Origin of the sequence: Kosakonia sp. H02 (assembly GCA_030704225.1) — a bacterium.
GTDB lineage: Bacteria > Pseudomonadota > Gammaproteobacteria > Enterobacterales > Enterobacteriaceae > Kosakonia.
On the sequence record CP131915.1, the window covers coordinates 3,459,323 to 3,477,409 of the forward strand.

At 51.7% G+C, this 18,087-nt stretch carries 15 protein-coding genes and 1 tRNA gene; 2 read left to right on the plus strand and 14 right to left on the minus strand.

The window, feature by feature from the left end; all coding sequences use genetic code 11:
* Positions 1 to 87: 87 nt before the first annotated feature.
* The 14 genes from tcyJ to mltB all read right to left on the minus strand — a co-directional run bounded on the left by tcyJ (position 88) and on the right by mltB (position 16,299).
* Positions 88 to 888 (minus strand): cystine ABC transporter substrate-binding protein, encoded by an 801-nt coding sequence (gene tcyJ / locus Q5705_16230; protein ID WLI76121.1) that lies wholly within the window; start codon positions 886 to 888, stop codon positions 88 to 90.
* An 80-nt stretch (positions 889 to 968) separates the two neighbouring features.
* Positions 969 to 1,520: a flagella biosynthesis regulatory protein FliZ gene (gene fliZ / locus Q5705_16235; protein WLI76122.1), complete on the minus strand. Its 552-nt coding sequence runs from the start codon at positions 1,518 to 1,520 to the stop codon at positions 969 to 971.
* A gap of 65 nt (positions 1,521 to 1,585) precedes the next feature.
* Positions 1,586 to 2,305 (minus strand): RNA polymerase sigma factor FliA, encoded by a 720-nt coding sequence (locus tag Q5705_16240; protein WLI76123.1) that lies wholly within the window; start codon positions 2,303 to 2,305, stop codon positions 1,586 to 1,588.
* A gap of 299 nt (positions 2,306 to 2,604) precedes the next feature.
* The gene (locus Q5705_16245; protein WLI76124.1) at positions 2,605 to 6,276 is read right to left on the minus strand and encodes a glycosyltransferase; all 3,672 of its coding nucleotides are present in this window, start codon (positions 6,274 to 6,276) and stop codon (positions 2,605 to 2,607) included.
* 314 nt (positions 6,277 to 6,590) lie between these two features.
* Positions 6,591 to 6,683: transfer RNA gene (locus Q5705_16250), tRNA-Ser, on the minus strand.
* A gap of 338 nt (positions 6,684 to 7,021) precedes the next feature.
* The gene (csrA, locus tag Q5705_16255; protein WLI76125.1) at positions 7,022 to 7,207 is read right to left on the minus strand and encodes a carbon storage regulator CsrA; all 186 of its coding nucleotides are present in this window, start codon (positions 7,205 to 7,207) and stop codon (positions 7,022 to 7,024) included.
* A gap of 239 nt (positions 7,208 to 7,446) precedes the next feature.
* Positions 7,447 to 10,077 (minus strand): alanine--tRNA ligase, encoded by a 2,631-nt coding sequence (alaS, locus tag Q5705_16260; GenBank protein ID WLI76126.1) that lies wholly within the window; start codon positions 10,075 to 10,077, stop codon positions 7,447 to 7,449.
* 129 nt (positions 10,078 to 10,206) lie between these two features.
* Positions 10,207 to 10,707 carry a recombination regulator RecX gene (recX, locus tag Q5705_16265; protein ID WLI76127.1) on the minus strand — a complete coding sequence of 167 codons (501 nt, stop codon included), beginning with the start codon at positions 10,705 to 10,707 and terminating at the stop codon, positions 10,207 to 10,209.
* 68 nt (positions 10,708 to 10,775) lie between these two features.
* Positions 10,776 to 11,840 (minus strand): recombinase RecA, encoded by a 1,065-nt coding sequence (gene recA / locus Q5705_16270; protein ID WLI76128.1) that lies wholly within the window; start codon positions 11,838 to 11,840, stop codon positions 10,776 to 10,778.
* 90 nt (positions 11,841 to 11,930) lie between these two features.
* The gene (gene pncC, locus Q5705_16275) at positions 11,931 to 12,428 is read right to left on the minus strand and encodes a nicotinamide-nucleotide amidase (protein ID WLI76129.1); all 498 of its coding nucleotides are present in this window, start codon (positions 12,426 to 12,428) and stop codon (positions 11,931 to 11,933) included.
* A 146-nt stretch (positions 12,429 to 12,574) separates the two neighbouring features.
* Positions 12,575 to 13,453 carry a metal ABC transporter substrate-binding protein gene (locus Q5705_16280; GenBank protein WLI76130.1) on the minus strand — a complete coding sequence of 293 codons (879 nt, stop codon included), beginning with the start codon at positions 13,451 to 13,453 and terminating at the stop codon, positions 12,575 to 12,577.
* 10 nt (positions 13,454 to 13,463) lie between these two features.
* Positions 13,464 to 14,327, minus strand: coding sequence for a metal ABC transporter permease (locus Q5705_16285; GenBank protein ID WLI79047.1), 864 nt, complete (start codon positions 14,325 to 14,327; stop codon positions 13,464 to 13,466).
* Entirely contained in the window at positions 14,324 to 14,992 is a 669-nt protein-coding gene (locus Q5705_16290) for an ATP-binding cassette domain-containing protein (protein WLI76131.1), read from the minus strand. Before Q5705_16290 ends, Q5705_16285 begins: the two co-directional genes overlap by 4 nt.
* A gap of 224 nt (positions 14,993 to 15,216) precedes the next feature.
* Complete coding sequence (mltB, locus tag Q5705_16295) at positions 15,217 to 16,299, minus strand: lytic murein transglycosylase B (GenBank protein ID WLI76132.1); 1,083 nt, start codon at positions 16,297 to 16,299, stop codon at positions 15,217 to 15,219.
* A 266-nt stretch (positions 16,300 to 16,565) separates the two neighbouring features.
* Here mltB and srlA point away from each other — a divergent pair, with 266 nt between their 5' ends.
* Together srlA and Q5705_16305 are read left to right on the plus strand one after the other, a co-directional pair.
* Positions 16,566 to 17,126 (plus strand): PTS glucitol/sorbitol transporter subunit IIC, encoded by a 561-nt coding sequence (srlA, locus tag Q5705_16300; protein ID WLI76133.1) that lies wholly within the window; start codon positions 16,566 to 16,568, stop codon positions 17,124 to 17,126.
* Entirely contained in the window at positions 17,123 to 18,082 is a 960-nt protein-coding gene (locus Q5705_16305) for a PTS glucitol/sorbitol transporter subunit IIB (GenBank protein ID WLI76134.1), read from the plus strand. Before srlA ends, Q5705_16305 begins: the two co-directional genes overlap by 4 nt.
* The last annotated feature ends 5 nt before the right edge of the window (positions 18,083 to 18,087 follow it).

Here is an 18,087-nt window from a genome sequence, read left to right on the forward strand (position 1 = left end):
TGAACTGTCTGGTTTTTATTATGCACGTAAAAATCCGATCAATAAAAAAGGCGCTTGATTAAGCGCCTTTTTCTGAGCGGGCAACGATTATTTCGTCACATCCGCCCCAAACCATTTTTCTGACAGCGCCTTCATGGTGCCATCTTTTTGCATGTCGGCAATCGCCGCATCAACCGCTTTCAGCAGGTCTTCGTTGCCCTTACGCAACGCCACGCCAGACTCCTGACGCGAGAACGCATCGCCCGCCACCGCCAGCGTATCTTTGGTTTTCTTCACCAGATCCAGCGCCGCCAGGCGGTCAACCAGAATGGCATCAATACGCCCTACGCGCAGATCCTGGTATTTCGTCGGATCATCATCATAGGTACGAATATCTACGCCCTGCACGTTCTGGCGCAGCCACTCTTCATAGTTGGTGCCCAGACCAACACCGACTTTTTTGCCTTTCAGATCGGCAGCCGACTTTATACTGGCTTCGTTGCCTTTTTTCACCAGCGCCTGAATGCCGGACACGGTGTACGGCGTGGAGAAGTCATATTTTTTCTTACGCTCGTCGGAAATGGTCACCTGATTGATAACCACATCGATGCGTTTAGAGTCCAGCGAGGCCAGCATACCGTCCCATTTGGTCGGTTTCAGCGACGCTTTAACGCCCAGATGTTTCGCCAGCGCTTCGGCAAATTCGACTTCAAACCCCGTCAACTTGCCATCATCACCCTGGAAGCTGAACGGCGGATAAGTTCCTTCCAGACCCACCAACAGCGTGCCGCGCTCTTTCACTTTATTGAGCAGGTTTTCTGCCGCGAACGTTTTTACGCTCATGCCTGCCACCAGCGCGACAGCCATAACGCTCATCAATAAATGACGACCAACAACAGCTAATCTCATCGAACCTCCATTAAGAATTTGGCTATAGCGGCCAGTGCCTGAGCAATACGCTCAGGCACTGCCTGTCTACATATTCATTTTTAATATATATCAGATGTCGCGCCGACAGCGATCTTTTGCACGCCAGCGAAACGCGCCTGGGTTTTAAACTGCGCATATTTGCGCAAGGCAATCCGATAGTTATTAGTGCTGGTCGCCGGTAACCAAGGTTCCAGATTTTCATCCAGGAAGCCCTCTTCCAGCAGTTGACGGGAGACATTGAGTTCGCTGAGATGGTTGCCTAAGCGGCGCAGACGCACAACATATTCGCGCACTGTGCCGTGGCTCATCTCGGTTTGTTCGAAGAGATACTGTTTAAAGCCGATGATATCGAAGAAATCGCTCTGCTCTTTGCAGTGCAGATCGCCGCAAAAACGGCAGAGTGCAACCCACTCTTTTTGCTCTTGTTGCCACGCCGCTTCGTCCAACAACATATCCAGACGCGAAATCGCAATTTTATTCACGATTTCGCCCCGGCGTACCAGCGTGATGCGATCAAGCAGTTTGTGGCAGTGAGCGCAATGCGTCTGGCTGTGTTTAAAGTCTTTCAGGTAGCGGCTTAGTGGCCGTCTTTTTGGTTGCTGCACCGTCATGATAACTCCTGGTTGTCAATGCGTTGTTCGGCATTTACCAGGAGGGATGCAGTCGCATCAACAACCTATAACTTACCCAGCTTGGTACGTAAGCGCTTAATGGCCTGGCTATGAAGCTGACTAACCCGCGACTCCCCAACTTCCAGTACCGCGCCAATCTCTTTAAGATTCAGCTCTTCCTGGTAGTAAAGCGTCAGGACAAGTTGTTCACGCTCCGGTAGCGATTCAATCGCGTCCATCACCCGGTGGCGTAAGTTACTTTCCATTAACTGGAATAACGGGTTTTCCTGTTGATGATCGTCCGTCACCAGCTCGATACTGTCGCCGTGCTCTTCCCGCCATTCGTCATAGGAGAAAAGCTGGCTATTATTGGTATCGAGCAGCATCTGACGGTATTCCTCGACAGGAATTCCAAGACGCTGCGACACTTCAGTTTCCGTCGCGTTACGTCCCAGCTCTTGCTCAAGTTGCCCCATAGCCTGCGCCACTTCGCGGGCATTACGCCGAACGCTGCGCGGCACCCAATCGCGGCTGCGCAGTTCGTCCAGCATTGCCCCACGAATACGCTGTACTGCGTAAGTGGTAAATGCCGTTCCTTGCAGAGCGTCATAGCGATCCACTGCATTCAATAGACCTATGCCGCCCGCCTGTAGCAGGTCGTCCAGTTCCACACTCGCCGGCAAACGCACCTGCAGGCGCAATGCTTCGTGACGCACAAGAGGTACATAACGCTGCCACAGCGAGTGTTTATCCATTACACCTTCAGCGGTATAGAGTGAATTCACGATAAACAGCCCTGCGTTAATTGAGTTATCGGCATGATTATCCTTTCCTGTAGGGGTTTTAATCGGAAGAATAGGCACTAAAAAGGATGTGTTTTTATTGGTATCGGCTTGAAATGTTAAATAAATGCGATTTTAAAAAGAAAAAACAGTATGTTAAGCAGGAACAAAAAATGAGCATTTTTTAAATTTTTGAGCTTCAAAGTTGGCATTTGAGGAAACCGAGTCACAAATTGCACCATTGTTCAGGTGCAATTCGCTCTGCTAAGGTTTGAATTGACATGTGATTTTCCACACGTGTATTACTTAACCCAGGCATTTCTCCAGGTCTCCAGCAACGCCCCTTCCAGCATCCAGTTATTGTTGATTGTTTCTCTTAACTTATCTCCGAGAATGGAGAGCGCATCCGGATTATTGATATGATCTTTAATCGCTTTAACCCAAGCTGAGAATTCATTTTTCACTAACGTTACAGGAAGACCGCACCGATATGGTTCTATGTCTGTGCATATAATAGGAATACCGCAGACACCTAACTCCAGTAAACGTAAGTTACTTTTACAGACATTAAATTGATTAATTTCGAGTGGAACAAGCGCCAGGTCAAGGTCAAGACTTGCAAGTTTTTCAGGGTATACCTCGATTGGTACCCCTTTGTGAAATTCACAATCCAAACCCTGAGGCTGCATTCCCATAAATACCCATTGCACATCGTTTTCAAACATTTTCATCAAGGGTTTGAGAATGGATAAATCCCCGGTATGAGTCGCCCCGCCAGCCCAACCGACACGTATTTTTTGACCAACCCGGCGACGAGATTTTAAGTTACCCCATATTTCGCGAGGTAGCCCGTTAGGCGCGACAACTATGGCGTCGGAAAAACGAAAGAACTCCTCAGCAAGTGCAGGGGTAGAAACCACTATTCGATCTGCCAACTGGCAATCTTTGCGAATGTCTTTAATGATATCCTGCTTAATAAAACGTCTAACTGCACTGCGCACGGGGATATTTGGCACATAGTCGTCATAATCAAGAATGATATTTGCATTGGAGAATTTCTTAATCCTTTCAATATAAGGTGCTAATCCTCTACGCGTTCCCGGTTGTATGAGTATGGTATCAGGCTTAAATTCCGTAATATCTGGAAGCTTAAGTAAAAGATCGCTCGTACCACCGTCAATGAAGAGTTCGTTGGTCAGTGCATTGAAAGGATGAATAATTCGATAGTAACCGCAGCCTTGTCTGTCAACGTTATTGGCGATAACTACAGGAAGTGGTTTTCCTGGCAGGTTATGATGCACTGTCGCCAGGTATGGAGATAACTCAAACCCTGGAGAATGTCGACTTAAGTTACGGTTATAAGCCGGATCCGAATGCAGTGAAGGAAGCCATTGTTCATAAAAACGCTCTTGCAAGCCTGCATCACTCTGACGGCTACTCGCAAAACCGATATTCAGACATACCAATCTGACGGAGGGAACAAAAACATGACAATATCCGTTTTGTATTAGGCGCAAAGCTAAATCCACTTCGCTAAAACCTGTAGTAAATTCATCTGCATTAAATCCAGATATGGCAACAAATACGTCTTTACGAATGGATAAACACTCGTGCGTCAACGCACTCATATTATTTGCTACCTGCAAGCGATTTAAATAACCAGCGGCAGCAGTAGATTCACCTTCGAAGATCCTACCAGTATTACCATTCATCCCCAAAACCAGACCGGCACCCACAACCTGGGCATCCTGGTTAATAATTTTCGGCCCAACCAATCCGACCTCAGGGCGAGTAAAATAACCCGCAAGCGTACTAAGCCAGTCGGGCTCCACGATTAACATGTCTGGGTTTAAAAATACGAGAATATCGCCGCTGCTCTCATAAGCTGCCATATTATTCATGCCCGGCCAGCTATAACTCCCCTGCCAGCTGCATACTTTAATCTGCGATATGCTTAAATCAGCCAGCTGTTGTAAATAACCTTTAACTTCAGGTAACAAATCATCATAGCTAACGACAATAATCTCGAAAGGAATTCCTGTGGTGAGTTCTAGCAGTTTTTCTACACAGCCACTTAACGCCTTCACGTCATTATTAGCGATGATGATGATTGAGGCACTGGCCGTTTCAAAACCCGTATATTTAATATTCAGCCATGAATTGTTATTAATAAAAATCGTGTCGATATGTGCTGCCACATTCAGGTTAGTAAGATGTTGACCAACTAACTTTTTGAAATGATGGGAATTATCTTTTGTTAACCATGCCAGGCTGGATACATTTGTACGGAAACAGATTTTCTGTAGATGCTCAATCACAGCAAGTCCCTGCTGTTCAATCAGTTTGAAGAACATCGAGACAGCGAAAAACTCACCATAAGTATTAACAGATGCACTTTCTTCGATTAACGTCGCGGTATCAAATGCGAGCATCTTGCCTACATAGGGGTAGCTTCTTAATAAATCAATATTGATGTCTGGTTTTAATATAGGGTGTGTTTTACCTTCCCCCCCAAAAACCTCTTCGTCAAAATAATACGCTTTTGCTTGAGGTTTCAGCGCCTTAGCTTCGGCTATAGCCAGTAAAGTGTGCGGGAAAACCATATCTCCCGCATGCACAAACAAAACAATGGAAGAATTGAGTACAGAAATAATATCGTTAAGGTTTGCGTCAAAACGGCTGTGTTCAGAGCCATTGATCGCTTCAACATACTGCTGACCTGCAACATCGCCGCTGAGCAACCAGACTTTGTTAGCCTTGTATTTCTGCTCTTCAATGCTCGCCAATGTCACGTCAATATCAATCGCCTCGTCTTGGCGGTAAATAATAACGTCTATAGGGATTAAAGCGTCATTTTCCTTCAGGATGTATTCCACAGCATCAAGACGTTTTTCACCATCCTGGATCGAGCTAAACCATTTGCTGTACGACCATGCAGGATCGACCAACTTCCTGAATTTTTTATTATGGAGGTCTATTTCACGGAATGCCGTTTCGCTGAACTGGAAAAATGAGGCTTCATCTTCTAAATCAATCAACGCAGAGAGTTTATTGTTTAAGCTCCAGCGACTGGCAAACTCGTTACGATTATTCACAACGAAACTGCGAGCATCTACATAGCCAGAGAGTATTTCGTTACAAATAGCGTCACCACTGCGTTTCTTATTTGTCGCGCGACCAGAGAAATTATGGTAATGAGATTTTTCCAGATTATCGGCAGTAAGGTAACCATCGCCTCCATATAGATCATAAATATAGACAGGAACGCCAGCGACTAAAGAATACTGTACTGATTTACCAATAGTGATGACTAAATCATATTCACTGATCAATTCAGGTGTGACTCTAACCTGCTTATTGTTACCCCCGATGAGCATACAGTCTACCCCTTCAGCAGTGAGTAGTTTGACTGCCTCATCAAGTTCGGGTGGGCGGTGATTGGAAATAAACAGTGCTTTTTTCAGTTCAGAAGAAGGATTAGCAGCCTTAGCGGTGATATAGCGATCAGGCACAGGATTGTCAAGCAGCGCAATCTTATCCGGATCAATTCCCCTTTCTTTCAGCGCGTCGCTACATTCATGGGATACGGCTAAGATACGATAAGCCATCTCATTTTCAGGAATGCCCGGTACAGGTAATTCCATGTCCGCAAAGGACGACATATGGTTGAAGATAAAGCGGGTACGTATGCCCTCCTCAAAAATATGACTACGTAACCACGCATTCATTACATTATGTTGCAACCAGACGATATCGTAATCACCCTCGAATGGATAGTTATCATCATTGGTCAGCAACAACCTCTCCTGGTGTTCCAGTTGCAAGAATAACTGCTCAACATCACCGCCAATGAGATGAGTAAAAACACCAACATCCCATCCATGCTCCAGAAAAAACTGTACGGCTTCCAGCGTGACTAGCTCGCTTCCCTGAAGTTTCTCTAAGTGGTTGGTTGTGATTAATATCCGGGGCATATTTTTTCCGTTGGCTGAGTAAGAGGTACCGCAGATAGCACGTCAACAAACTGCGTAAAATTCAAATTTACCTGATAACGCCAAATTCAAATTCGAAAAATCAGCTATAAAAAGTGGGTATTCCTGCGGATTACATCAGGTGGCAGGTGATTCGCTTCCTGGGCATAGATAAAAAAAAGCGCCGACAGACGGCGCTTTTTTATTACGAACTTTACGATTAACGCAGCAGGGACAGCATGGTCTGCGGAACCTGGTTGGCCTGAGCCAGCAGTTCGTAGCCGAGTACTCTATCCAGCTGAGCTACGGATGCAAAATGGCGGTGAGGCGGGGATTCGAACCCCGGATGCAGCTTTTGACCGCATACTCCCTTAGCAGGGGAGCGCCTTCAGCCTCTCGGCCACCTCACCACACGCCTCTTACGAGTGCTTCGAAGAACTTATTGAGAGCTCATCGTCGCTGCGTGGCGCACATATTACTTTCTGAGACTTATAAGTCAAACAATTTTTCCCACCCCTGAATCGTTTGCACACTTCGCAGACAATTAGCCTGCAAAAAGGCCAAAAAGGATGTTTTATCAGCAGAATTTCCGCCGTTTCGCTGATGAAAAGCATTGCGTAAATGGCAGCAAAAAAGGGCTCACAGAGAAAGAAATGCAGTGAATTTGAAATAAAAAGTCAACGTACGCGAAGGAGGATCTGGGAGAGTGGTTGCGTCTCGCCGGACAGCCGCGAGACGCATAATGGCATTAGTAATTGGACTGCTGGGATTTCTCAGCCTGGATACGCTGGTAGATCTCTTCACGGTGAACTGATACTTCTTTAGGAGCGTTTACGCCAATGCGTACCTGGTTACCCTTTACCCCTAATACAGTCACAGTGACCTCATCCCCAATCATGAGGGTTTCACCAACTCGACGAGTCAGAATCAGCATTCTTTGCTCCTTGAAAGATTAAAAGAGTCGGGTCTCTCTGTATCCCGGCATTATCCGTCATACAACGCTAAAAAGTAAGCGATGACAAACTCGTAAAGTGTAAGCAGTCACGGCATTACATTCTGCTAGACGTAAGTTTAGCCGATATACACAACTTCAACCTGACTTTCTCGTTACCAATAGCGTAGTGGCAACAAAGCCATAACCGCAAGGTTATGGCTTGTGCATTCGCTTTGTAATTATGACAGTTTAGCGCTTACCCAATCTTTAACACTGGCGAGAGCAGCAGGAAGTGCGGCTGCATCGGTACCACCGGCTTGTGCCATATCCGGGCGTCCACCACCTTTGCCCCCAACCTGCTGGGCGACCATTCCTACCAGTTCCCCTGCTTTCACACGGTCAGTCACATCCTTAGAGACGCCCGCGATAAGAGAAACTTTACCTTCGACTACGGTGGCAAGAACGATAACCGAAGCACCCAGTTGGTTCTTCAGATCATCCACCATAGTACGCAGCATCTTCGGCTCGACGCCTTCCAGCTCGCTCACCAGCAGTTTCACGCCGCTGATATCAATCGCTTTACCGGACAGGTTTGCGCTTTCTTGCGCTGCCGCCTGTGCTTTAAGCTGCTGCAACTCTTTTTCCAACTGCCGGGTACGTTCGATAACGGTACGCACTTTATCGCCAAGGTTCTGGCTGTCGCCCTTCAGCAGTTGTGCAATATCCTGCAACTGATCGTTCTGCGCATGCAGGCTGGCAATCGCTCCTTCGCCGGTAACAGCTTCGATACGACGTACGCCTGCCGCCGTGCCGGATTCAGACACAATGCGGAACAGACCAATATCGCCGGTGCGGGAAGCATGTGTGCCGCCGCAGAGCTCAGTCGAGAAATCACCCATGCGCAGCACGCGCACGCGATCTTCATATTTCTCGCCAAACAGCGCCATTGCGCCATTCGCTTTCGCCGCTTCCAGATCCATGATGTTGGTTTCGATTGGCAAGTTACGGCGAATTTGCGCGTTCACCAGATCTTCTACCGCACGGATTTCCGATGGCTTCATGGCTTCAAAATGGGAGAAGTCAAAGCGCAGCGCCTTGTCATTCACCAGCGAGCCTTTCTGCGCCACATGCGTACCGAGCACGCTACGCAGCGCAGCATGCATCAGGTGCGTTGCAGAGTGGTTCAGGCGAATACGGGCGCGACGCGCTTCGTCGACTTCCGCTTTCACACCCTCGCCCACTTTCAGGGAACCGGCGCTCAATTTACCGATATGACCAATCGCCTGGCCATATTTCTGCGTATCCTGCACGGCGAAGGTAAAACCGTTACCTTTCAGTTCACCTTTATCACCCACCTGGCCGCCAGATTCTGCATAGAATGGCGTTTCGTCGAGAACAACCACCGCATCCTGACCCGCAGCAATGGCGTCAACCGGTTTGCCATCGACAAACAGTGCGGTCACTTTGCCGTTCAGTTCAAGATGGTCATAACCTTTGAATTCTGACGCACCGTCAACGCGGATCATCGCGTTATAGTCTGCGCCGAACCCGCTGGATTCACGCGCGCGACGGCGCTGCTCTTCCATGGCGGCTTCGAAGCCCACTTCGTCAACTTTCAGATTACGCTCGCGGCAAACGTCAGCGGTCAGATCCACCGGGAAACCGTAGGTGTCATACAGGCGGAAAGCCGTTTCGCCATCCAGCGTGTCGCCTTTCAGTTTTGCCAGTTCTTCATCCAGCAGTGCCAGGCCGCGCTCCAGCGTACGGGCAAACTGCTCTTCTTCTGTTTTCAGAACCTGTTCAACCTGCGCTTGTTGACGTTGCAGATCTTCACCAGCGGAACCCATCACTTCAATCAACGGCCCAACCAGCTTATAGAAGAAGGTGTCTTTTGCGCCCAGCATATTGCCGTGACGAATTGCGCGGCGAATGATACGACGCAGCACATAGCCACGGTTTTCGTTCGATGGAATAACACCATCAGCGATCAGGAACGCACAAGAACGAATATGGTCGGCGATAACGCGCAGGGATTTGTTGCTCAAATCCGTCGCACCAGTCACCTTCGCTACCGCCTGAATCAGTTTGGTGAACAGGTCGATTTCATAGTTAGAGTTCACATGTTGCAGCACGGCCGCAACACGTTCCAGACCCATACCGGTATCCACGGACGGCTTCGGCAGCGGCTCCATAGTGCCATCGGCCTGGCGGTTAAACTGCATAAAGACGATATTCCAGATTTCGATATAGCGATCGCCGTCTTCTTCCGCGCTACCCGGAGGGCCGCCCCAGATATGGTCGCCGTGATCGTAGAAAATCTCGGTGCACGGGCCGCACGGGCCGGTATCACCCATCTGCCAGAAGTTGTCAGATGCATATGGTGCGCCTTTGTTATCACCGATGCGAATAATACGTTCGCGCGGGATACCCACTTCTTTTTCCCAAATTTCGTAGGCTTCATCGTCCGTTTCGTACACCGTCACCCACAGACGCTCTTTCGGCAGGTTGAACCAGTTTTCACCGGTCAGCAGTTCCCATGCGAACTGAATAGCATCATGTTTGAAGTAGTCGCCGAAGCTGAAGTTGCCCAGCATCTCAAAAAAGGTGTGATGACGCGCGGTGTAACCGACGTTTTCCAGGTCGTTGTGTTTACCACCAGCACGAACGCAGCGTTGTGCAGTAGTCGCGCGGGAATAATTACGTTTGTCGAGCCCAAGAAACACATCCTTGAACTGGTTCATCCCGGCGTTAGTAAACAGCAGAGTCGGGTCGTTATTCGGTACCAGGGAGCTGCTGGCAACTACCTGGTGTCCCTTGCTATGGAAAAAATCGAGAAACGCCTGACGGATCTCAGCGGTGCTCTTGCTCATAATTATCCTGAAATCAAGCTAACGAAATGTGGTAACTGGCCGTCGCCATTACATAACAGACGCACCAGCTACTGGAAAAAGTGGGAATAAGATAAGTTTTCTTTAGTGCGAAGTAAAACCCCTATGCGCTCAGTCGGCAAAATTTCGCCATATATCCTGAATATCGTCCTGCATAAAGCCGCGATAGAGTAAAAAGCGTTGCACTTTGACTTTGGCCGCAAACTCTGTCGGAAGCGGTTCGCCATATTTGCGTAGCGCCTGTTCGCGAGCATTGGCGACCCAGTCGATTTCACAATCGCGCATGGCATTTTCACTGATCTCGCGGGTGATCCCTTTTTGATTCAATTCCTGGCGGATACGCGCCGGACCATAACCTTTGCGCGCACGGCTGGCGATAAACTGGCGAACAAATCGTGTATCGTCGAGGAAGTTATGCTCCAGGCACCACGCCACGACCTGCTCGATCTCTTCCGGCGTGGCGTCTACTGCTTCCGGTCCGTTTTTCGTTATTACCGGCGCGGTGAGCTTACGCCGAAACTCTTGTTCACTGTGATCGCGCATCGCCAGAATGCGCATCGCCCGATCGCGTAAGCGGGCAACGGCTGAGCGGCGGGAAGAGTCATCAGACATAGCAAGATCCTGTAACCGTAGAAAACAAAAAGGGCTGCATCAGCAGCCCTTGATTGCGGTTCAGATTATCAAAAATCTTCGTTGGTTTCTTCAACGTCCGCGCCCTTGTCATCAACCGTGAATTCCGCTGTGGAATTCTGGTTGCTGAGCAGGATTTCGCGCAGTTTTTTCTCAATCTCTTTCGCCGCCGCCGGGTTTTCTTTCAGCCAGGTCGTCGCGTTAGCTTTACCCTGACCGATTTTGTCGCCGTTGTAGCTATACCAGGCACCCGCTTTTTCAATCAGCTTCTCTTTCACGCCCAGGTCAACCAGCTCGCCGTAGAAGTTGATACCTTCGCCGTAGAGGATCTGGAATTCAGCCTGTTTGAACGGCGCAGCGATTTTGTTTTTCACCACTTTCACGCGGGTTTCGCTGCCGACCACAACATCGCCCTCTTTCACCGCGCCAATACGACGGATATCCAGACGTACCGAGGCGTAGAATTTCAGCGCGTTACCACCGGTGGTGGTTTCCGGGTTACCGAACATCACGCCAATTTTCATACGGATCTGGTTGATGAAGATAAGCAGCGTGTTGGACTGCTTCAGGTTACCGGCCAGCTTACGCATCGCCTGGCTCATCATACGTGCCGCGAGGCCCATGTGAGAATCACCGATTTCGCCTTCGATTTCCGCTTTCGGCGTCAGTGCCGCAACGGAGTCGACAACCAGCACGTCAACCGCACCGGAGCGCGCCAGCGCATCACAGATTTCCAGCGCCTGCTCACCGGTATCCGGCTGAGAGCAGAGCAGGTTATCGATATCAACGCCGAGTTTACGGGCATAAACCGGATCCAGCGCGTGTTCCGCATCGATAAATGCACAGGTTTTGCCTTCGCGCTGTGCGGCGGCGATAACCTGCAAAGTCAACGTGGTTTTACCGGACGATTCCGGTCCGTAGATTTCGACGATACGGCCCATCGGCAGACCGCCCGCGCCCAGCGCGATATCCAGAGAGAGTGAGCCGGTAGAAATGGTTTCTACATCCATGGAGCGGTCTTCACCCAGACGCATGATAGAGCCTTTACCGAATTGCTTTTCGATCTGACCCAGTGCAGCTGCAAGCGCCTTTTGTTTGTTTTCGTCGATAGCCATTATTACTCCTGTCATGCAGAGTGAAGCGCATTACGCCCCGTGGTGAATAACTGTTCTGTTGCCGCAATTATACTGTATAGTCATACAGTATCAAGTGTTTTGTAGAAAATGTTGCCAAAGGGTCTGAAGCGCATAGGCGGTAGCCTGTCTGCGCACTGCTTCGCGGTCACCCTGGAAGCATTCACGTCGCGTAATCCCTTCTCCGCTGGCGCTGGCAAAGCCAAACCAGACCGTGCCAACGGGTTTGCTTTCGCTGCCACCGTCCGGCCCGGCAATCCCGCTAATTGAGATTGCATAATCAGCGCGCGCGGCTTTCAGTGCGCCAATTGCCATTTCCACGACGACCGGCTCACTCACCGCACCATGGGCATCCAGCGTCGCTGTTTTCACGCCAATCATTTGCGCTTTCGCTTCATTACTGTAGGTAACAAACCCGCGTTCAAACCAGGCGGAACTGCCTGCAATGTCGGTAATAACTTTTGCAACCCAACCGCCCGTGCAGGACTCCGCCGTCGTCAATGTCGCACCTCGCGCCTTCAGCGCCAGCCCGATGCGTTCACTCAACTGCATTAATTCGCTGTCCGTCATGATGGCTCCCGTGCGTCCAAAACCGTGGCGTGAAAGATAGCACTTTCCGGGCAAATAGGGGGATGTGTTAATAAATTTACGAGGAGGCTTCAGAAAAATTTACTGTGATGCCGGATGGCGGTGACAACCATCCGGCAAGAGAGAGGTTACTTCATGCTATTAGCGATAGTATCCACGTTATGACGAAACGCTTTCTGGTAAGTATCCGCCACTCCGCCCTTCGCGCTCAGCGCTTCCGGGTAGAGCTCGCCGCCCGGCTGTGCGCCGGTGGCGCTGGCGATCTGTTTCACCAGGCGCGGATCCAGTTGGTTTTCCATAAACCACACTTTCACCCCATCGGCTTTGATCTGCTTGATAAGCTCCGCAACCTGCGCCGCACTGGCCTCGCTTTCGGAAGAGATCCCCTGCGGAGCCATAAATTCGACGCCGTACGCGCGGGCAAAGTAGCCAAAGGCGTCATGGCTGGTCAGCACTTTACGTTTCGCCTGCGGGATGGCGCTGAAGCGCTCTTTTGCCCAGCTATCCATTTGTTTTAATTGCGCAATGTAACGCTGACCGGACGCGTTCAGCGCCGCTTCATCTGCCGGGTCGGCTTTCACCAGCGCAGTGAGAATATTTTGTGCATACAACGCGCCATTGGCGGCGCTATTCCAGGCATGCGGATCCGTCACCGTCGCGCCATCTTCTTCCAGCGTATGCGTTTCCACACCGTTTGACGCCACCACCAACTGGCCTTTAAAACCAGAGGCTTTGACCAGCCTGTCGAGCCAGCCTTCCAGTCCCAGGCCGTTGACCACCACCACATCAGCTTTGTTGAGTAATGCGCTATCTTTTGCCGATGGTTCAAACGTGTGCGGATCGCCATCCGGCCCCACCAGCGATGTCACCTTGACATGCTCACCGCCCACCTGCGAGGTGATATCCCCCAATATCGAAAAGCTGGTCACCACGTTTAACGTTTTTGCCATTGCACCCTGCGCCATCAGGCCGAGCGCGAGTGCCAGAATCAACCCTGTACGTTTCATTGTTTCCCCTTTATGTGAAAAGTGCGCGCAGGCTGTTCGCCAGCCCGCTACGCGTGCCGAATAAGATGGATAAAAAGAAGAAGACGCTGGCCGTCAGCACAATCGCCGGGCCAGCAGGCAAACCCGCCACCCATGACAGGCTTAAGCCCAGCCAGGCGCAAAGCGCGCCAATGCAGCCAGCCAGCAGCAATAACCCCGGCAACGTGCGCGCCCAGCAACGCGCCGCCACGGCAGGCAACATCATCACACCTACCGCCATCAGGGTGCCGAGCACCTGGAAACCGGCCACCAGGTTCAACACCAGCAGCGCCAGGAACAACCCGTGCAGCAAGCCCGGCAAGCGCGGCGCATTCACCTGCAAAAAAGCATTGTCGAAGGCTTCGCTGACTAACCCGCGATAGCAAAAAGCCAGCACCATCAGCGTCAGGCTGGCGACGCCAGCCACAAACAGCGCGGCATCACGATCCACCGCCAGAATTGAGCCAAACAGCAGATGTAAAAGATCGACATTCGAGCCGCGCAACGACACCAGCGTCACGCCAAGCGCCAGTGAACCGAGGTAGAACCCGGCGAAACTGGCATCCTCTTTTAACGGAGTGCGACGGCTCACCCAGCCCGCCACCAGCGCGACCACGATCCCGGCAATAAACCCGCCAATGCTCATTGCCAGCAGCGACATGCCGCTCAGCAGGTAACCTACTGCCACACCTGGCAAAATGGCGTGGGAAAGGGCGTCTCCCATCAGGCTCATACGCCGGAGTAACAGAAAAACGCCTAACGACGTAGTGCTAATAGAGAGCGCGAGGCACACCACCAGCGCGCGGCGCATAAAGCCAAACTCGATAAACGGTTGTAAAAAGAGATGCCAAATCATGCGTGGCACGCCTCCCTTTCCCGTTGTGGCGTTGCACCCCATTGCGCCACTTTTTCACCGAGGCGCAGGGTTTGCGGGAAATAGCGCGCCACGCGTTCGCTGTCGTGAAGCACCGCCAGCAGGGTTTGCCCCGCGCGGTGCATATCGACAATTTGTTCCATCAGGATCTGCGAAGTGATTTCATCGATACCGGTAAAAGGTTCGTCGAGCATCACCAGCGGCGCGTTCTGCACCCAGACGCGGGCAAACAACATGCGCTGAAACTGCCCGCCGGAGAGAGTGTCAATGGTCTCACGCGCCATGGACGACAGCCCGACGCGCTCCAGCCCCTGCGCCACGCGCTTACGGGCATCACGGTTAAGGCCACGAAACAGGGAGAATTGGGGCCAGCAGCCCATACTCACCACCTCCTGCACCGTGACCGGAAATTGCGATTCCAGGGCATGGCGCTGCGCCAGCCAGCCGATAGTTGGCCGCACCGGTTGCCAGCGCAGCACGCCGCTCACCGGGGGTAAAAATCCCGCCAGCGTTTTTAACAACGTCGATTTACCGCAGCCGTTCGCGCCGACAATCGCCGTCATGCTGCCCCGTTCCAGCGTGCCGCATAGCGCAGGGGTGATCGCCAGGCGGTCATAACCCGCCACCAAATGATCGAGTTCAATCATGGCAACGCGACCGCCCAACCAGTCAGAAGCCAAAGCACCAGCAATAGCCCCGCCGCCAGCAGCAGCCGGGTTGCGCCAGAAAGGGAAAACAGTGTTACGGGAATCATTCACACACCTCATATGTTATAACATAACAATAATCCGTAGTGATAATGAAGTAAACCGGTAAACGTAGCGGGAGTGCGTCGAAATGTTTCAATCCCCTCTCACAGGAGGGGAAAGCATTATTGAATACGCGTCAGCGAAACCGCCTGGCCGAGCTGCCAGACCGCCATGGCGTAGTGGGTGCTGTGGTTGTAACGGGTGATGGTGTAGAAATTCGGCAAACCGTACCAGTACTCATAACCGGTACCGACATCCAGGCGCAGCAGGCTGGCCTGTTGATGATCGCCGAGCGGCTGTTGCGGTGTCAGCCCCGCCGCGGCCAGTTGCCCGACGCTGTAATTGGTTTTAAAGCCATTTTCCAGCCCCGGCGCCTGGCCGTTCGCCGGGACCGCAACCAAATCGCCCTTCACCCAGCCATGCTGTTTGAAGTAGTTCGCCACGCTGCCGATGGCATCCACCGGATCCCACAGGTTGATGTGGCCGTCACCGTTGAAATCCACCGCATACTGCTTATAAGAGGACGGCATAAACTGGCCGTAACCCATTGCACCGGCGAACGAACCTTTCAGTTCAAGCGGGTCATCACTCTCATCACGCGCCATCAGCAGGAAAGTTTCCAGCTCGCTGGCGAAATAGTCCGCGCGACGCGGATAGGCAAAGGCCAGCGTCGCCAGCCCGTCGAGAATGCGGGTTTTGCCCATCACGCGGCCCCAGCGGGTCTCCACGCCAATAATGCCGACGATGATCTCCGGCGGCACGCCGTACACCTGCCAGGCGCGGTCGAGGGTATCCTGATACTGGTTCCAGAACGCCACGCCGTTTTGCACGTTATCCGGGGTAATAAATTGCTTGCGGTAACGCAGCCACGCCCCGTTTGGCCCGGTCGGCCCTGCGGTCGTAGGTGCTTGCCTGTCCATCAGGCGCAGGACGTAATCAAGACGTTTAGCCTGCGAAAGGATCTCGTGGAGCTGCTGACGATCGAAACCGTGCTTGCTCACCATCGCGTCAATAAACCGCTCCGCTGCCGGATTATTGGCGAAGTCGCCGCCGGTCATCACAACATCGTGCTGCGGCTTAAGCAAAAATCCACCGGACGGCGCGGGTGCTACCGTCTGAGGAGCTTCAGCAAGCGGGGGTTTACTGCTACAGGCACAGAGCAAAACAAACGCAGGCAGCAATGCTGCGTAACAACGCTTCAACATGGGACATCCATTTAAACGAATTCAGCCAGGAGCAAGTATGGTAAAGCATCTGGCTACCGACAAGGAAGCGCGGCAACGCTTGCGTAGACGATCGCATTTCACTTTTCTTTGTTACATCCGCCGTTCATTTAAAACCGTATACCCTCGCAAAACTTTCAAAGTGATCATTTTATCTTTCATAATGAGATCTAAATAACACATTTAGACCTTTCATCATGATTATTATAGTGCACGGTTAAATAACAAAAACCCTACAGGAGAGAACAATGGAAACCATTACACATGGTGCCGAATGGTTCATCGGGCTGTTTCAGAAAGGCGGCGAAGTGTTTACCGGCATGGTGACCGGTATTCTGCCGCTGCTGATAAGCCTGCTGGTCATCATGAATGCGCTCATTAACTTTATTGGCCAACACCGGATCGAAAACTTTGCCCAACGCTGCGCGGGTAACCCGATTGCCCGTTACCTGCTACTGCCCTGCGTCGGCACGTTTGTATTTTGTAACCCGATGACGCTGAGCCTGGGGCGCTTTATGCCAGAGAAGTACAAACCCAGTTATTACGCTGCGGCCTCATACAGTTGCCACTCGATGAATGGCCTGTTCCCACACATTAACCCTGGCGAGCTGTTTGTTTACCTCGGCATTGCTAATGGTCTGACGACGCTCGGTTTACCCCTGGGGCCGCTGGCGGTGAGCTACCTGCTGGTGGGTCTGGTGACCAACTTCTTCCGTGGTTGGATAACCGACCTGACCACCGCTGTCTTCGAGAAGAAAATGGGTATTCAACTTGAACAGAATGTTCAACTCGCCGGAGCAACATCATGAGCCGTATCGTTATTGAAAAAGGCACCGGCGGCTGGGGCGGCCCGCTGGAAATTGACGCCAGCACAGAGAAGAAAATCGTCTATATCACCGCCGGAACCCGCCCGGCTATCGTCGACAAGCTGGCACAGCTTACCGGCTGGCAAGCGGTGGACGGCTTTAAAGAGGGCGAACCGCCAGAAGAAGAAATTGGCGTCGCCGTCATCGACTGTGGCGGCACGCTGCGCTGCGGTATTTACCCTAAACGCCGCATCCCCACGGTCAATATTCACGCAACGGGTAAATCGGGGCCGCTGGCGCAGTACATCCTCGACGATATCTATGTCTCTGGCGTAAAAGAAGAAAACATCTATTACAAAGGAGAATCCACCGCAGCGAAACAGCCGCAACAGCGAGATTACGACACCAGCAAAAAAATTACCGAACAGAGCGACGGGCTGCTGGCGAAAGTCGGCATGGGCATGGGTTCAGCGGTAGCCGTACTGTTCCAGGCCGGACGCGACACCATCGATACGGTGTTAAAAACCATCCTGCCGTTTATGGCCTTCGTCTCGGCGCTGATCGGCATCATTATGGCCTCTGGTCTGGGCGACTGGATTGCCCACGGCCTCGCCCCGCTTGCCAGCCACCCGCTGGGTCTGGTGACGCTGGCGCTGATCTGCTCCTTCCCGCTGCTCTCGCCGTTCCTCGGCCCAGGCGCGGTGATCGCACAGGTCATCGGCGTGCTGATTGGCGTGCAGATAGGCCAGGGGCATATCCCACCGCACCTTGCCCTGCCCGCGCTGTTTGCTATTAACGCCCAGGCGGCCTGCGACTTTATCCCGGTAGGGTTGTCGCTGGCGGAAGCACGCCAGGATACGGTCCGCGTTGGGGTGCCATCGGTGCTGGTGAGTCGCTTTTTAACCGGCGCGCCAACGGTGCTGATCGCCTGGTTTGTCTCCGGCTTTATTTATCAATAAGGGGT

Excerpts from the sequence above, each read along its gene's own strand:
- alaS (WLI76126.1), bottom strand. The coding sequence starts at position 10,077 with ATGAGCAAGAGCACCGCTGAGATCCGTCAGGCGTTTCTCGATTTTTTC.
- Q5705_16305 (WLI76134.1), top strand. The coding sequence starts at position 17,123 with ATGAGCCGTATCGTTATTGAAAAAGGCACCGGCGGCTGGGGCGGCCCG.
- tcyJ (WLI76121.1), bottom strand. The coding sequence starts at position 888 with ATGAGATTAGCTGTTGTTGGTCGTCATTTATTGATGAGCGTTATGGCT.
- csrA (WLI76125.1), bottom strand. The coding sequence starts at position 7,207 with ATGCTGATTCTGACTCGTCGAGTTGGTGAAACCCTCATGATTGGGGAT.
- srlA (WLI76133.1), top strand. The coding sequence starts at position 16,566 with ATGGAAACCATTACACATGGTGCCGAATGGTTCATCGGGCTGTTTCAG.
- Q5705_16285 (WLI79047.1), bottom strand. The coding sequence starts at position 14,327 with ATGATTTGGCATCTCTTTTTACAACCGTTTATCGAGTTTGGCTTTATG.
- recA (WLI76128.1), bottom strand. The coding sequence starts at position 11,840 with ATGGCTATCGACGAAAACAAACAAAAGGCGCTTGCAGCTGCACTGGGT.
- fliZ (WLI76122.1), bottom strand. The coding sequence starts at position 1,520 with ATGACGGTGCAGCAACCAAAAAGACGGCCACTAAGCCGCTACCTGAAA.
- mltB (WLI76132.1), bottom strand. The coding sequence starts at position 16,299 with ATGTTGAAGCGTTGTTACGCAGCATTGCTGCCTGCGTTTGTTTTGCTC.
- recX (WLI76127.1), bottom strand. The coding sequence starts at position 10,707 with ATGTCTGATGACTCTTCCCGCCGCTCAGCCGTTGCCCGCTTACGCGAT.
- Q5705_16290 (WLI76131.1), bottom strand. The coding sequence starts at position 14,992 with ATGATTGAACTCGATCATTTGGTGGCGGGTTATGACCGCCTGGCGATC.
- Q5705_16245 (WLI76124.1), bottom strand. The coding sequence starts at position 6,276 with ATGCCCCGGATATTAATCACAACCAACCACTTAGAGAAACTTCAGGGA.
- Q5705_16280 (WLI76130.1), bottom strand. The coding sequence starts at position 13,453 with ATGAAACGTACAGGGTTGATTCTGGCACTCGCGCTCGGCCTGATGGCG.
- pncC (WLI76129.1), bottom strand. The coding sequence starts at position 12,428 with ATGACGGACAGCGAATTAATGCAGTTGAGTGAACGCATCGGGCTGGCG.